Origin of the sequence: Micromonospora sp. CMU55-4, from assembly GCF_011602315.1 — a bacterium.
Lineage (GTDB): Bacteria > Actinomycetota > Actinomycetes > Mycobacteriales > Micromonosporaceae > Micromonospora > Micromonospora chalcea.
The window spans coordinates 1-16,407 of the sequence record NZ_JAAOLH010000015.1; the positions used below are offsets into that span (position 1 = coordinate 1).

At 74.3% G+C, this 16,407-nt stretch carries 5 protein-coding genes; 1 reads left to right on the forward strand and 4 read right to left on the reverse strand.

Going from position 1 to position 16,407, the window contains the following annotated elements:
- Positions 1-7,185, reverse strand: a 7,185-nt coding sequence (locus tag HA073_RS23440) for a type I polyketide synthase (protein WP_166457292.1), incomplete at its 3' end; no start/stop codon positions are given.
- A 44-nt stretch (positions 7,186-7,229) separates the two neighbouring features.
- A complete protein-coding gene (locus HA073_RS23445) occupies positions 7,230-12,791 on the reverse strand; it encodes a type I polyketide synthase (protein ID WP_166457293.1) in 5,562 nt (1,853 codons plus the stop codon).
- A 285-nt stretch (positions 12,792-13,076) separates the two neighbouring features.
- On the opposite strand from HA073_RS23445, the gene HA073_RS23450 reads away from it, so the two are divergent.
- On the forward strand, positions 13,077-13,838 hold the full coding sequence (locus tag HA073_RS23450) for a thioesterase II family protein (protein ID WP_043329886.1): 762 nt from the start codon (positions 13,077-13,079) through the stop codon (positions 13,836-13,838).
- 70 nt (positions 13,839-13,908) lie between these two features.
- On the opposite strand, the gene HA073_RS23455 is transcribed toward HA073_RS23450, so the two are convergent.
- Positions 13,909-14,796 (reverse strand): class I SAM-dependent methyltransferase, encoded by an 888-nt coding sequence (locus HA073_RS23455; protein ID WP_043329884.1) that lies wholly within the window; start codon positions 14,794-14,796, stop codon positions 13,909-13,911.
- Between the two features lie 29 nt (positions 14,797-14,825).
- Entirely contained in the window at positions 14,826-16,388 is a 1,563-nt protein-coding gene (locus tag HA073_RS23460; protein WP_166457294.1) for a bifunctional 3-(3-hydroxy-phenyl)propionate/3-hydroxycinnamic acid hydroxylase, read from the reverse strand.
- Between the last annotated feature and the right edge of the window lie 19 nt (positions 16,389-16,407).

Genomic DNA, 16,407 nt, shown 5'->3' on the forward strand with positions numbered 1-16,407 from the left:
GGCCGTCACCTCACCGATCGAATGACCCGCCAGGAAATCAACCCGCACACCCCACGACGCGAGCAACTCCCACAACGCCACCTCGACCGCGAACAACCCCGCCTGCGCGAACACCGTCTGATCCACCAAGCCGGCATCGGAAGTACCCGCCTCGGCGAACACGACGTCGCGCAACGCACGCGGCAACAAACCGTCAAAACGGGCGCACACCTCGTCGAACGCCGACGCGAACACCGGGAACGTCTCGTACAGCTCCCGGCCCATGCCCACACGCTGCGAACCCTGACCCGTGAACAACACCGCCCGACGACCCGCCGACACCACACCCGCAGACCGGCCCTCAGCCACCGCCGACAGACCAGCAACCAACTCGTCCAGCGACGAACCCCACACCACCGCCCGATGCTCCAACGCAGCCCGAGTCGTCGCCAACGACCACGACACGTCCGCCACCGCAAGGCCGGACCGTTCCCGCACGAACGACGCCAACCGCGCCGCCTGACCCACCAGACCGCGCTCCGAACGCCCCGACACCACCCACGGCACCGGCAACCCGACCGGCGCGGCAGACCCCGCGGCGTGCTCCGGCTCCGCCTGCTCGATGATCACGTGCGCGTTCGTCCCCGAGATGCCGAACGACGACACGGCAGCCCTGCGTGCGCGGCCCGCACCCGGCCACTCGCGCGCCCGGGTCACCAGCTCCACCGCACCCGACGACCAGTCCACATGCGACGAGGGCACATCCACGTGCAACGACGCCGGCACCACCCCGTACCGCATCGCCAAGATCATCTTGATGACACCCGCCACCCCCGCAGCCGCCTGCGTGTGACCGATGTTCGACTTCACCGACCCCAGCAGCAGCGCGTCCCGGTCGTCGCGGTCCTGCCCGTACGTGGCGAGCAGCGCCTGGGCCTCGATGGGGTCGCCCAGCGTCGTGCCCGTGCCGTGCGCCTCCACGACGTCGACCTCGGCGACGCCCAGCCGGGCGTTCGCGAGGGCCTGCCGGATCACCCGCTGCTGCGACGGGCCGTTCGGCGCCGTCAAACCGTTCGACGCGCCGTCCTGGTTGACGGCCGTGCCCCGCACGACCGCAAGGACCCGGCGCCCGTCACGCCGCGCGTCCGACAGCCGCTGCACCAGCAGCACCCCGACGCCCTCGGACCAGCCCGTGCCGTCCGCCGCGTCGGAGAACGACTTGCAGCGGCCGTCGGGGGCCATGCCCCGCTGCCGGGAGAAGTCGATGAACGTCTCGGGCGTCGCCATCACCGTGACGCCGCCGGCCAGCGCCAGGTCGCACTCGCCGGACCGCAGCGCCTGCACCGCCAGGTGCAACGCCACAAGCGACGACGAACACGCCGTGTCCACAGTCACCGCCGGGCCCTCGAACCCGAACGAGTACGCCACCCGACCCGACAACACGCTGCTGGCCGTGCCGACGCCGAGGTAGCCGTCGAGGGTCTCGGGGACGTCGGCCAGCCCTGCGGCGTGGTTGTGGTACATCATGCCGGCGAACACGCCGACGGGGCGGCCACGCAGCGCGAGCGGGTCGATCCGGGCGTCCTCGATGGCCTCCCACGAGGTCTCCAGCAGCAGCCGCTGCTGCGGGTCCATGGCGAGGGCCTCGTGCGGCGAGATCTTGAACAGGTCGGCGTCGAAGTCGGCGGCGTCGGCCAGGAAGCCGCCCTCGCGGGCGTAGCTGCTGCCCCGGCGCGCGCCGGACGGGTCGTACAGGTCGTCGACGTCCCAGCCGCGGTCGGCGGGGAAGCCGGTGATGCCGTCGCCACCGGAGACGAGGAGGTCCCACAGTTGCTCGGGGCTGCGTACGCCGCCGGGGTAGCGGCAGCTCATGCCGACGATCGCGATCGGCTCGTCGAGCGCCGCGACGGCGGCTACCGGAGCCGCCCGGGTGCCGGCGTCCGTTGCGGTCTCGGCGTCCAGGTGGTCGGCGAGGGCGAGCGGGGTCGGGTGGTCGAAGACCAGCGTCGCGGGCAGGCGCAGGCCGGTGACCGCGCCCAGCCGGTTGCGCAGTTCGACGGCGGTGAGCGAGTCGAAACCGAGCTCGGTGAACGGACGCCCGGCCTCGACGGCGGCGGCGTCGGCGTACCCCAGGACCGTCGCGACCTGGTCGAGGACGAGCCGCAGCAGGGCCGCGGCGCGCTCCTCGCGGTCGAGGCCGGCGAGCCGCCCGGTCAGCGCGGCGGTCTCCGCCGGGCCGGACCGCGCGGCGCGGCGCCGGGGCGCCCGGACCAGGCCGCGCAGGACCGGCGGCAGGGTGCCCGCCTCGGCCTGGGCGCGCAGCGCCGGCCCGTCCAGCGCCATCGGCACCGTTGCGGGCAGGCCGGTGAGCAGGGCGGCGTCGAGGAGCGCGAGGCCGTCCGCCGCGGGAAGCGGCCGTACGCCGGCCCGGGCCAGCCGGTCGGTGTCGGCGCGGTCGAGGCCGGCGGTCATGCCGCCGCCCGACTCCGCCCACGGGCCCCAGGCCAGCGAGTGCGCCGGCAGGCCCGCGGCCCGTCGCCGGTGGGCGAGCGCGTCCAGGAAGGCGTTGGCCGCCGCGTAGTTGGCCTGACCGGGGCTGCCCGTCACGCCCGCCGCCGAGGAGTACGTGACGAAGAGCGCGAGGCGGCCGGCGGCGGTCAGCTCGTGCAGGTTCGCGGCGGCGTCCACCTTCGGCCGCAGCACGTCGCCGAGCGTCTCGGGGGTGAGCGAGGTCAGGGTGCGGTCGGCCAGCACGCCGGCGGTGTGCACCACGCCGGTCAGCGGGTGCGCCGGGTCGATCCGGTCCAGCAGCGCGGCGAGGGCGGCCCGGTCGGCGGCGTCGCACGCCTCGACAGTCGCGGTGGCGCCCAGGTCGGCGAGGGCGGCGACCAGGTCGGCTGCGCCGTCGGCGTCGGCGCCGCGCCGGCTGGTGAGCAGCAGGTGCCGGGCCCCGTACCGGGTGACCAGGTGGCGGGCGGTCAGCGCGCCGAGGGCACCGGTGCCGCCGGTGACCAGCACCGTGCCCTCCGGGTCCAGCGCCGGCGCCGGCGCGTCGGGTTCCGGGGCGGCGACGAGCCGGGGCACGCGGAGCGCCCCGTCGCGTACCGCCGCCTGCGGCTCGTCGGCCGACAGCAGGCCGGCGAGGACGGCCGCGCAGTTCTCCTCGTCGTCGACGTCGACGACGAGGAAGCGGCCGGGGTGCTCGGCCTGGGCGGAGCGGAGCAGGCCCCACACGGCGGCGCCGGCCAGGTCGGTGACCTCCGCGTCGTCGTCCACGGCGACGGCGCCGCCGGTGAGGACCACCAGCCGGGAGTCGCCGGTGTGCGGTTCGGCGGCGAGCCAGCCCTGGAGCACGGCGAGGACCTCGGCGAGCAGGTCGTGGACGGCGCCGGGGCCGGTCGCGCCGGCCACCGGGTACAGCACGGCGTCGGGTACCCCGGCGTCGCGGAGCGCGTCGAGGTCGGCGTACCGGGCGGCGGGCGGGCCGGACGGCAGCGGGGCGGGACGTTCGCCGAGCACCGCCCAGGTCGTGCCGTCGGCAGCGCCCCCGGCGACGGGGTGCCGGAGCCAGTCGAGGCGGAACAGCGAGCGCCGCCACGCGGACCCGCCGGCGGTGAGCTCCCCCGCCGGCAGGGGCCGCAGCACCAGGGAGCCGACCCGGGCGACCGGCGCCCCGGTGGCGTCGGCGACCAGCATGGACACCGTGTCCGGACCGGTGGGGGTCAACCGCACCCGCAGCGTGTCTGCGCCGTGGGCGGACAGCGTCACGTCGGACCAGGCGAACGGCATCCGGGCCTCGCCGGGGTCGACGATGCCCAGCCCGACCGCCTGCACGGCGGCATCGAGCAACGCCGGGTGCAGCCCGTACCCACCGGCGTCGCCGGCCGCCGGCTCGGGCAGCGCCACCTCGGCGTACACGTCGGCGCCGACGCGCCAGGCGGCACGCAGCCCGGAGAAGGCCGGGCCGTACGCGAACCCGGCCCGTGCCGCCCGCCCGGCCAGCTCCGACACGTCCAGGGAGGTGGCGTCGCTCGGCGGCCACTGCGCCAGCGTGCCGGTGTCCTCATCCGGCTCCTCGGTGAGCAGGCCGGTGGCGTGCCGTACCCAGATGTCGTCGGTGCCGGCGCGGCGGGCGTGGACGGTGAGCTGCCACGCTCCGCCGCCGGTGCGTTCGGCGGCGACCTGCACGTCGACGCCGCCGGTCTCGGGCAGCACCAGCGGCGCCTGGAGGGTCAGCTCGGCGAGCCGTTCCGCGCCGACCTCCGCGCCGGCCCGCATCGCCAGTTCCACGAACCCGGTGCCGGGCAGGAGCACGACGTCGCGCAGGGCGTGCTCGGCCAGCCAGGGCTGGGTCTCCACGGACAACCTGCCGGTGAGCGTCACCTCGTCGCCGTCGGCCGAGCGGAACACCGCGCCGAGCAGCGGGTGGCCGGTCGGGGTCAGCCCGGCGGCGGTCACGTCGGCGGGCTGCGGCAGGGGCAGCAGCCAGTAGCGTTCGCGCTGGAACGCGTACGTGGGCAGGTCGACCGGCACGGGCGGGCCGGCGAACAGGGCCGCCCAGTTCACCGGCACGCCCCTGGCCCACACGGTGGCCGCGGCGGCCAAGGCGGTGGTCGCCTCGTCGTGCTCGGCGCGCAGCACGGGGGCGCAGACCGCCTGGTCCGCGCCGACGATCTCCTGGGTGAGCGCGCAGAGCACTCCGCCCGGGCCCACCTCGACGTACGCGCCGACACCCAGCTCACGCAGCGTGGCCACGGCGGCGTCGAAGCGGACCGTGTCGCGGACGTTGCGCAGCCAGTACGCCGGGGAGCACACCTCGTCGGGGTCGAGCACCGATCCGGTCACGGTGGAGACCACGGGGATGCGGGGCGCGGCGAAGGTCAGTTGCCCGAGCACGTCGCCGAACGCGTCGAGCATCGGGTCCATGCGGGCGGAGTGGAACGCGTGGCTGACCCGCAGCCGCCTGGTGCTGCGGCCGAGGGCTGCGAAGTGTGCGGCGACCGCCAGCACGGCGTCCTCGTCGCCGGAGACGACGACGGACTCCGGGCCGTTGACGGCGGCCAGCCCGGCGCCGGGCGTCCCGCCGGCGGTGGCCAGGTGCGCGCGGACCTCCGCCTCGGTGGCGCGGATCGACACCATGGCGCCACCGGTGGGCAGCGCCTGCATCAGCGTGCCCCGGGCGGCCACCAGGCGGGCGGCGTCGGGCAGCGACAGCACGCCGGCGATGTGCGCGGCGGCCACCTCGCCGACCGAGTGCCCGGCCACGAAGTCCGGCACGACACCCCAGGACTCGACGAGCCGGTAGGCGGCGACCTCGACGGCGAAGAGCGCCGCCTGGGCGTACCCGGTCCGGTCGAGCACGTCGGCGGGGCCGTCGAGCACGCCGCGCAGCGGCCGGTCGAGGTGCCTGTCCAGCTCCGCGCAGGCGGCGTCGAAGGCGTCGGCGAAGGCCGGGAAGGCGGCGTACAACCGCTGGCCCATGCCGACGCGCTGGGCGCCCTGGCCGGTGCAGAGCACGGCGACGCGGGTGGGACTGGCGACCCCGCGCCGCACGGACGGGGCCGGAACCCCGTCGGCCAGCGCGCCGAGCCCGGCGAGCAGTTCGTCCCGGTCGGCGCCGAGCAGCACCGCCCGGTGTTCCAGGACGGACCGGCCGGTGGCCAGGGCCCGGCCCACGGCGGCCGGCGCGGCGTCGGGGTGCTCGGCGAGCCAGGAGCGCAGCCGGTCGGCCTGGGCGCCGAGCGCTGCGGCGCTGCGCGCGGAGACGACCCACGGCAGCGGGTCGGGGCCGGTGACGGCGTCGGTGGCCGGCTGCGGCGCGGGCGGGGCGGCCTCGACGATGACGTGGGCGTTGGTGCCGCTGACACCGAACGAGGAGACGCCCGCGCGCATGGGCCTCGTCGCGCGCGGCCACGGGCGCGGCTCGCGGAGCAGGCTCACCGCGCCGGCCGACCAGTCGACGTGCGGGGACGGCTCGTCGACGTGCAGGGTGCGCGGCAGGACGCCGTGACGCATCGCCATGACCATCTTGATGACGCCGGCGACGCCGGCCGCGGCCTGGGTGTGCCCGAGGTTCGACTTGATCGACCCGAGCCACAGGGGCTGGTCGTCGGCCCGGTCCCGGCCGTACGTGGCGAGCAGGGCCTGCGCCTCGATGGGATCACCGAGGCGGGTGCCGGTGCCGTGGGCCTCGACGGCGTCCACGTCGGCCGGGGCGAGCCGGGCGTTGGCGAGGGCCTGGCGGATCACGCGTTGCTGCGACGGGCCGTGCGGAGCGGTGAGGCCGTTGGAGGCGCCGTCGGAGTTGACCGCGCTGCCGCGCACGACGGCGAGCACCCGGTGGCCGTTGCGCTGCGCGTCGGAGAGCCGCTCCAGCAGCAGCAGCCCGGCGCCCTCGCTCCAGCCGGTGCCGTCGGCGGTGGCCGCGAAGGACTTGCACCGCCCGTCCGGGGACAGGCCACGCTGGCGGCTGAAGCCGACGAACGTGTCGGGGCTGGACATGACGGTGACACCGCCGGCCAGCGCGAGGGTGCACTCGCCGGAACGCAGGGCCTGGACGGCGAGGTGCAGCGCCACCAGTGAGGACGAGCAGGCGGTGTCGACGGTGACGGCCGGGCCCTCGAAGCCGAACGTGTACGCGATCCGGCCGGAGACGACGCTGCCGTGGTTGCCCGTGCCGACGAACGCCTCGACCTCCTGCGGCACGCCGTTGAGCCGGGAGACGTAGTCGTGGTACATGACGCCGGTGAAGACGCCGGTGCGGCTGCCCTTGAGCGAGTCCGCGGCGATGCCGGCCCGCTCGACCGTCTCCCAGGCGACCTCCAGCAGGAGGCGCTGCTGCGGGTCCATGGCCAGCGCCTCGCGGGGCGAGATGCCGAAGAAGCCGCCGTCGAACTCGCCGGCGTCGTGCAGGAAGCCGCCCTCGCGGGTGTACGACTTGCCGTGCGCCTCGGGGTCGGGGTCGTAGAGGCTCTCCACGTCCCAGCCCCGGTCCGCCGGGAAGGGTGTGACGGCGTCGACGCCGGACTCGACCAGCCGCCACAGCGCCTCCGGAGTCCGCACCCCGCCCGGGTAGCGGCAGCCCATCGCCACGATCGCGATCGGCTCGTGATTCTGCTCGTCGACGGCCCGCAGGCGCTCGCTGGTCTCGTGCAGGTCAGCGGTGACGCGCTTGAGGTACTCGCGGAGCTTGGCTTCGTTCGCCATCGGGTTGATCACCTGTCGCTAAGGGGCAAGCGGCGGACTCGTGGTCAGGATCGGCCGAACTTCTGGTCGATGAAGTCGAACAGCTCGTCGTCCGAGGCGTCGTCGAGGGCCTGGCCGACGTCGCCGGGCCGGTCGGTGGTGTCGCTCCACCGGGTGACCAGCGCCCGGAGGCGGACTGCCACGGCGGTACGCGTCTCGTCGTCGGCGGCCAGCCGCTCCAGCTCCTCCGGCGCGGTCGCGGCGAACGCGGCCTCCAGCCGGTCCAGCTCGGCGAGCAGGCCCGGTTCGGGCTTCGGCGGGGCGGCGTCGACCAGCAGGAAGTCGGCGAGGGCGGCGGGCGTGGGGCAGTCGAAGATGAGGCTCGCCGGCAGCCGGATGCCGGTGAGGGCGGTCAGCCGGTTGCGCAGCTCCACGGCTGTCAGCGAATCGAAGCCGAGGCCGGTGAACGTCTGCCCGGACGGCACGACGGTGGCCGGCGGGTAGCCGAGCACCTCGATGACCTGCGCCTTGACCAGGTCCTCCACCAGCCGGCCGCGTTCGGCCTCGGGCGTGCCGGCGAGGCGCTGCGCGAAGGACGGGCCGCCGTCGCCGCCGCCGTCGACGACGCGCCGCCGGGCCCGGACCAGGCCGCGCAGCGGCGCCGGGAGCTGGCCGGCGTCGGCCTGGCGGCGCAGCGCGGCGAGGTCGAGCAGCGCCGGCACCAGGTGGGGGCGTCCACCGTGCAGGCCGGCGTCGAAGAGGCGCAACGCCTGGCCGGTGCCGAGCGGGCTGAGGCCGTTGCGGCTCATCCGCTGCCGCTGTGCGGCGTCGAGTGCGCCCGTCATCCCGCTGTCCGCGGCCCAGAGGCCCCAGGACAGGGACGTGGCGGCGAGGCCGCAGGCGTGCCGGTGCCCGGCGAGGCCGTCGAGGAACGCGTTCGCGGCGGCGTAGTTGCCCTGCCCGGGGCCGCCGAGGACACCGGCGACGGACGAGAAGAGGACGAACATCGCCAGTGGCCGCGATCGGGTCAGCTCGTGCAGGTGCCAGGCGGCGTCGGCCTTGGCGGAGAGAACGGCTGACAGCCGGCCGGGGGTCAGCGCCGAGATCACCGTGTCGTCGAGGACACCGGCGGCGTGCACCACGCCGGTGAGCGGGTGCTCGGCGGGAACGTCGGCCAGCACCGCGGCCAGGCGGTCCCGGTCCGCCACGTCGGCGGCGACCAGGCGGGCCTGCGCACCCAGCGCGGTCAGCTCGGCGAGCAGCTCCGCCGCGCCGGGGGCGTCGGTTCCGCGGCGGCTGACCAGCAGCAGGTGGCGCACCTTGTGCGTACCGACCAGGTGCCGGGCCAGCAGACCGCCGAGGGCGCCGGTGGCCCCGGTGACCAGGACCGTCCCGTCGGGGTCGAGGGCGGCGGCCGGCGCCGGGTCGAGGACGGCTGGCGCGAGCCGGGGCGCCAGCACCTGCTCGTCCCGGACCGCCAGTTGGGGTTCGCCGGTGGCGACCGCACGGGCCACCAGGTCCACGGTGCAGGACTCCGGCTGCCGCGCCTCGTCGAGGTCCACGAGCACGAAGCGGTCGGGGTGCTCCGCCTGGGCCGAGCGCAGCAGGCCCCAGACCGCCGCGCCGGGCAGGTCGCCCGTACGACAGGTGTCGCCGGCGGCGACGGCCCCGCGGGTCAGCACGACCAGCCGCCGCTGTGCCAGCCGGTCGTCGGCGAGCCAGCCCTGGACGGCGGCCAGCACCGCCGTGAGCCGGCTCCGCGTCGCGGCGGGAACCGGGGCGTCCTCGTCGTCGGTGTACGCGGCGAGCAGCACCAGTTCCGGGTCGATCCGGCCGGAGTCGACCGCCTCCGCCAGCTCGGCGAGCCTGTACCTGGCGATCTCGGACAGGTCGGACGGCGCGTCGCCGAGGAGCACCACCCGGACGGTCGCCGGGGTACCCGGCCGCACGCTCTGCCAGTTGACGGCGTACAGCGGGTCGGCTGCGGAGTCACCGCCGCGCACCTGGTCGGCGGTGACGGGGCGGGAGACCAGGGAGTCGATCCGGGCGACGGGGGCGCCGGCCGGGTCGGTCAGGGTCAGGGCCACGCCGCCGCCGCTGCGCCGGGCGCGTACCCGCAGCGCGGTCGCGCCGACCGCCGAGAGGGTGACGCCGGTCCAGGCGAAGGGCAGGCGTACGCCGGAGGCATCCTCCGCGTCGGAGTCGAGCAGGCCGACGACGTGCAGCGCAGCGTCCAGCAGGGCGGGATGCAGGCTGAAGCCGGCGACCTCGGTGCCGTCGGGCACCGCCACCTCGGCGCACACCTCGTCGCCGGTGCGCCAGACGGCGCGCAGGCCACGGAAGAGGGGGCCGTATTCGACGCCCAGACGGGACAGCTCGGTGTAGATCTCGTCGACCGCGACGGCGGTGGCGGCGCTGGGCGGCCACGGCGCCGGATCGGACCGGTCGGGCTGCGGTACGGCGGGGGCGAGGACGCCCGCCGCGTGGCGGTCCCACTCGCCGTCCGGGTCGGCGGCGGCGCGGGAGTGGATGGTGACCGTCCGGCGACCGTCCTCGTCCGCAGCGCCCAGTTTCACCTGCACCGCCCGGGTGCCGTCCTCGGCGAGCGCCAGCGGGGCCTGGAGGGTCAGCTCGTCGAGGGTGTCGCAGCCGACCTGCGCGCCCGCGTGCAGGACCATCTCGACCAGGGCGGCGCCGGGCACCACCACCGAGTCCCAGACGACGTGTTCGGCGAGCCACGGGTGTGTCAGTACGGAGAGTTCGGTGCCGAAGACCCGTACGTCGTCGTCGGCGACGCGTACGGCGGCGCCGAGCAGCGCGTGGTCGACGGGGCGGACACCGAGCCCGGGCGCCGTCTCGACCCCCGCGCTGGCATTGAGCCAGTAGCGCTGCTGGTCGAAGGCGTACGTGGGCAGGGCGATGGCGCGGGGGCGTGCCTCGGCTGCCCGCTCGGGGCCGGCCCCGTCGAGGGCGGCGAGGTATCCGGTCCAGTCGACGTGGCCGCCGGTGACGTACCACTCGGCGAGGGCGGTGCGCAGCGTGTCGGCCTCGGATTGCCCGGCGCGCATCGTGGCGGTGAACCGGACCTCGCCGGCCGCCTCGACGCAGTCCTGCGCCATGGCGGTGAGTACGGCGTCGGGGCCGACCTCCAGGAACTGGGTGACGTCCTGCTGGTGGAGGGTGCGCACCGCGTCGGCGAACCGTACCGGCTGGCGCACGTGCCGCACCCAGTAGCCCGGGTCGGTCAGCTCCGCCGCGTCCGCGACCGCGCCGGTCACGTTCGACACCACCGGCACCCGCGGCGGCTGCCAGTCCAGCCCCGCCACCACCGACGCGAACTCGTCCAGCATCGGATCCATCAACCGCGAATGGAACGCGTGACTGACCGCCAGTTCCTTGACCCGCCAACCCCGCTCACGGCAGGCCGCCACCACCGAAGCGACCTCGCCGGCGGCACCCGACACCACCACCGACGCCGGACCGTTCACCGCCGCCACGTCCACACCCGACGACGCGATCAGCTCGGCGACAGCCTCCTCCGCCGCGCCCACCGCCGCCATCACCCCACCCGACGGCAGAGCCTGCATCAACCGGCCCCGCGCCGCCACCAACGTGCACGCGTCCCTCAGGGACAACATCCCCGACACGTACGCGGCCGTCACCTCACCGATCGAATGACCCGCCAGGAAATCAGCCCGCACACCCCACGACGCGAGCAACTCCCACAACGCCACCTCAACAGCGAACAACCCCGCCTGGGCAAAGACGGTCTGATCCACCAGGGCAGCCTCATCCGACCCCGCCTGCGCGAACACCACATCCCGCAACGCACGCGGCAACAAACCCTCAAACCCCGCACACACCCCGTCGAAGGCCTGCGCGAACACCGGGAACGTCTCGTACAGCTCCCGGCCCATACCCACACGCTGCGAACCCTGACCGGTGAACAACACCGCCCGACGACCCGCCGACACCACACCCGACACCACCGACCGGCCCTCGGCAACAGCCGACAGCCCGGCCACCAGCTCGTCCACGTCCGAGCCCCACACCACCGCGCGGTGCTCCAACGCCGCCCGCGACCTCACCAACGACCACGACACATCCCACGACGACACGCCAGACCCAGGCACGAACGACGCCAACCTCGACGCCTGCCCCACCAGAGCACGCTCCGAACGCCCCGACACCACCCACGGCACCGGCACACCCACCGGCGCCGCGACGGGCTCGGGATCGGCTTCGGCCTCCGGCTGTTCCAGGACCACGTGCGCATTGGTCCCCGAGATGCCGAACGACGACACACCCGCCCGCCGAGGACGCTCCACGCCCGGCCACTCACGGGAGGCCGTCACCAACTCCACCGCACCCGACGACCAATCCACATGCGACGACGGCACATCCACATGCAGCGTCGCCGGCACGGTCCCGTGCCGCATCGCCGAGATCATCTTGATGATGCCCGCCACCCCCGCAGCGGCCTGCGTGTGACCGATGTTCGACTTCACCGACCCGAGCAACAGCGGCACATCCCGGCCCTGCCCGTACGTCGCCAGCAACGCCTGCGCCTCGATCGGATCACCCAACGTCGTACCCGTACCGTGCGCCTCCACCACGTCCACGTCGGCGACGCCCAGCCGGGCGTTGGCGAGCGCCTGCCGGATCACCCGCTGCTGCGACGGACCGTTCGGCGCCGTCAACCCGTTCGACGCACCATCCTGGTTCACCGCCGAACCCCGCACCACCGCCAGCACCCGACGCCCGTCGCGCCGCGCATCCGACAAGCGCTGCACCAGCAGCACCCCGACACCCTCGGCGAGCGCCGTGCCGTCCGCCGCGTCGGCGAACGCCCGGCACCGGGCCACCGGGGACAGGTTGCCCTGCCGGGTGAAGTCGACGAACACCGCGGGAGTGGGCATCACCGTCACGCCACCGGCCAGCGCGAGATCGCACTCCCCCGACCGCAGCGCCTGCACCGCCAGGTGCAACGCCACAAGCGACGACGAACACGCCGTGTCCACAGTCACCGCCGGCCCCTCGAACCCGAACGAGTACGCCACCCGACCCGAGGCGATGCTGCCCGCGTTGCCGAGACCGAGGTAGTCCTCCACGCCCGCCGGCGGGGTCTCCGGCGGGTGGGCGTACCCGCTGTGGGTCATGCCGGCGAAGACCCCGACCCGGGCGCCCTTCAGGCTTGTGGGGTCGATCCCCGCCGTCTCGACGGCCTCCCACGAGGTCTGCAGCAGCAGCCGCTGCTGCGGGTCCATGGCGAGGGCCTCGCGCGGCGAGACCCCGAACAGCCGAGGGTCGAACTCGGCGGCGTCGGCCACGAATCCGCCCTCCCGGACCGAGGAGGTGCCCGGCCGGGACCGCTCCGGGTCGTAGAGCGCGTCGAGATCCCAGCCGCGGTCGGTGGGGAAGGAGGCGATCGCGTCACCGCCGGACGCGACGAGATCCCACAGTTCCTCGGCGGTGCGCACCCCGCCGGGGAACCGGCAGCCGATGCCGACGATCGCGATGGGCTGCTGCGCGTCGGCCTCGACGTCCCGGAGCCGTTGCCGGGTCCGCCGCAGGTCGGCGGTGACTCTCTTCAGGTACTCCCGGAGCTTCTCTTCGGTGTCCATCAACCCAGCCCATCGCGATTCACGGCGGAGACTCGACGTAAGCGACGGTACGAATGCGCAGAAGTCTCAGGCGACACCTGTATCTGTCGTTCGGCTCGCTCGGCCGAGAGCCACGCAGATCCCCATCTGCCGGGAGAAGTTATTGGTTGCGCGCGAGCGCGGACAACCCCTAACCAGGCAACCGACCAGCTAGGGGTGTCCGGTCCCGACCCGTCGCACTAGCGTCGCCTCGACCGGGTCCGCGCCGATCCGGTCGGCAACCGCAGCCGCCGGAAGGACCACCAGAGGATGACGACGCCAGATACCGACAACGGCTTGTGGGTGCGACGCTTCCACCCCGCTCCGGGCGGCGCGAGGCGGTTGGTGTGCCTGCCCCACGCCGGCGGGTCGGCAAGCTTCTACTTCCCGGTGTCCCGCGCTCTCTCCCCCGCCGTGGAGGTGCTGTCGATCCAGTACCCGGGACGGCAGGACCGGCGCCACGAGAAGTGCATCGGCGACATCCACGACCTCGCGCGCGAGGTGTTCACCGTGCTGCGGCCCTGGCGGGACGAGCCGCTGGCCATCTTCGGGCACAGCATGGGGGCCAGCCTCGGCTTCGAACTCGCCCGGCTCATCGAGCAGGACGGCGGCAGCGTCGCGCACCTGTTCGCCTCCGGGCGCCGGGCGCCGTCGAAGTCACGGCACGAGACGGTGCACCTGCTCGACGACGAGGGGCTGCTGGCCGACGTCCGGAAGCTGAGCGGCACCAACTCCGCCGTCCTCGGGGATCCGGAGATGCTGCGCGCCGCGTTGCCGGCGATCCGCAACGACTACCGGGCCGCCGAGCGGTACACCTACCGGCCGGGGCCGCCGCTGAGCTGCCCGATCACCGTCCTCACCGGTGACGACGACCCGAAGACGACTGTCGAGGAGGCCCGGGCGTGGTCGGACCACACCACCGCGGCGTTCGACCTGAAGGTCTACCCGGGCGGGCACTTCTTCCTCGCCGAGCACCAGCCGGCGATCCTGCGGGCCATCTCGACGGCACTGAGCGCGGCGCCGGCGGTCTGATCCCACCGGACGAGGGGCCCGTCCGCCGGTCGTCACGACCGGTCGGCGGGCCCCTCGTCCGTGCGCGGTGTCACCGCTTGTGGCCGACCGCGATCACGTAGTCCATCTGCGCCAGCTCACGCTTCATGAGGTCCTGGTTCTTCCAGTGGGCCGCCATGCTCTTGCGGACGGCCGGCTTGACGACGGCCCGGAACGCGGGGTCGTTGGTCCGCTCGGCCATGTACGCCCGCCAGCCCTCCCAGGTCTGCTCCTTGATCGAGCGGACCTCCGGGTTGGCGAAGCCGGCCTCGACCAACTGCTGCCGGTACGTGTCCCGGTCGTGCCAGTTCTCCTTCGGGATGCTGAACTTGACGAAACTCAGCGGGCCGGACTGGATGGCGGCGCGGACGACGTCGCCGCTGACCGGGATGATGTCGGCCGTGGCGAGCACGCCGCCCGGGCGCAGCACCCGCAGCGCCTCGGCGAAGAACGCGCTGCGCGGGTAGAAGTGGAAGGCGGACTCCAGGGCGACGACCCGGTCGAAGGTGTTGTCCTCGAAGGGCAGTTCGGTGGCGCTGCCGAGCCGGAAGTCGGTCCGGTCGGCGAGCCCCTCCTCCTGCGCCCGGCGCTGTGCCGCCTCGACGTGGTGCGGGGTGATGTTCAGGCCGTACACCTTGGCGACCTGGCGCTCCCGCAGCCACTTGAAGTCCTGGTCCCCGTAGCCGAAGCCGACGTCGAGCACGGTGTCGTCCGGCTTGAGCCCGGCGGCGTCGGCCAGCTTGTCGGCCAGCGCGTCGGCGGCCGTGTCGATGTCGGTGACCCCGTCGGACCAGTAGCCCACGTTCATGTAGTGGGTACGGCGGGCCGCGAACTCCACGTCGGGTGACTGGATCTCGTAGAAGCGCCGGACCCGGGTGATGGGGTCGGCGGTGAAGACCGTGCGGATCGCCCGGCCGGCGATCTTCAGGTTCTCGAACATGTCGGTTCCTTCCGGTGGGTGGATGCCGATCAGCCGCGCCGGATCTGCCGGCGCAGATCCTCGACGAGCGCGGGCACGACGGCCGGGTCGGCGGCGGTGCCGAAGACGTAGAAGTCGGGCCGGACGAGCACCGCCACCGCGTCGTACCGCTTGAGGTGGGGCAGGTACACGTCGTCGAGGTCGAAGGCCATCGGCGCGGCGCCGGATCCGGGTACGGGCGCGCCGGCGGGAACGATCCGGACGACCCGCGTGCCGAGCGTGTCCAGGAAGGCCCGGGCGTCGGCGTCGAGCAGGTCGTCGGGGTCCTCGGCGCAGAGCAGGACGAATCCGGTGCCGACGACCTCGTCGAAGAGCCCGGCGCGGCCGTCGACCTCGACGCGGCCCTGCGGCATCGGGGCGCCGGCGGCCTCGCAGCCGCTGTGCAGGATCCCGCCGGACAGGGGCTCCAGCAGGGACCGGGTGCGCGGGCGGGCGGTACGCCGGCGCAGCTCGGCGAGCATCGCGGCGTCGCGACCGGCCGCGGCGGCGCGGTCGGTCTCGCAGATCACCGTGCCCGAGTCCATGGACATCCGGATGGCGTGCTGCACGTGCGCGCAGCGCTCCTCCTGGTAGGTGTCCAGCAGGGCCTCGTCGGCGAGGCCGCGGTGCACCAGGTCGAGCTTCCAGGCGAGGTTGAGTGCGTCGCGGAAGCCCGAACTCATCCCCTGCCCCATGAACGGCGGCATCACGTGCGCCGCGTCGCCGGCGAGCAGGATCCGCCCGGAACGCCAGCGCCCGGCCGAGCATGCCTGGGTGGTGTAGACGCCGTACCGCTCCAGGGTGGCGTTGTCGGGGGTGATGTCGAAGAGGCCGAGCAGCCGCCACACGTTGGCGGCGCTCTCGAACTCCTCGCGGCTCTCCCCCGGCACCCGCATGAACTCCCACCGCCGGTGCCCCGGGCCGGCCGACACGGCCGTGCGGGGCCGCGCCGGGTCGCAGACCTGCAGGTTGTTCGGCTTGAACTCGCGGGCCTCGTGCGGGACCACGTCGCAGACCAGCCAGTCGTACGTGAAGCCGAGGTCGGTGACGCCGCTGCCCAGGTGCTCCCGCACGAAGCTGTTGGCCCCGTCGCAGCCGATGACCCAGCGGGCCGCGCGGACCTCCTCGCCGTCCGGGCCGGCGATGGTCACCTCGACCCGGTCGTCGTGCTCGACCAGGCCCGTCACCTGGTACGGGCGCAGCACCGTGACACCCGGCAGCTCCGCGCCCCGCTCGGCGAGCAGCGCCTCCAGTCCCGGCTGGTAGAACGAGACCGAGTCGGGCCAGCCCATCGGGCCGTTGCCGGTGACCTTGACGTGCAGCAGGGTCCGGCCGAAGCCGTTCTTGAAGGTGTACTCGCCGGACGACTCCACCACCGGCCCGAGGCGGTCGGCGACGCCGGCGGCGGCCAGGACACGGCTCGCCTCCCCGTCGTACGACACCGCGCGGGGGAAGTTGTAGGGAGTGGCCCACCGCTCGACCGCCGTGACGGTGAGCCCTCGCTGCGCCAGCAGGATCGTGAGCATCTCACCGACGGGGCCGTAGCCCACGATCAGGACGTCGGTCGTCAGCATCGGTATCGGTTCCTCAGGG

Excerpts from the sequence above, each read along its gene's own strand:
- HA073_RS23450 (WP_043329886.1), top strand. The coding sequence starts at position 13,077 with ATGACGACGCCAGATACCGACAACGGCTTGTGGGTGCGACGCTTCCAC.
- HA073_RS23455 (WP_043329884.1), bottom strand. The coding sequence starts at position 14,796 with ATGTTCGAGAACCTGAAGATCGCCGGCCGGGCGATCCGCACGGTCTTC.
- HA073_RS23460 (WP_166457294.1), bottom strand. The coding sequence starts at position 16,388 with ATGCTGACGACCGACGTCCTGATCGTGGGCTACGGCCCCGTCGGTGAG.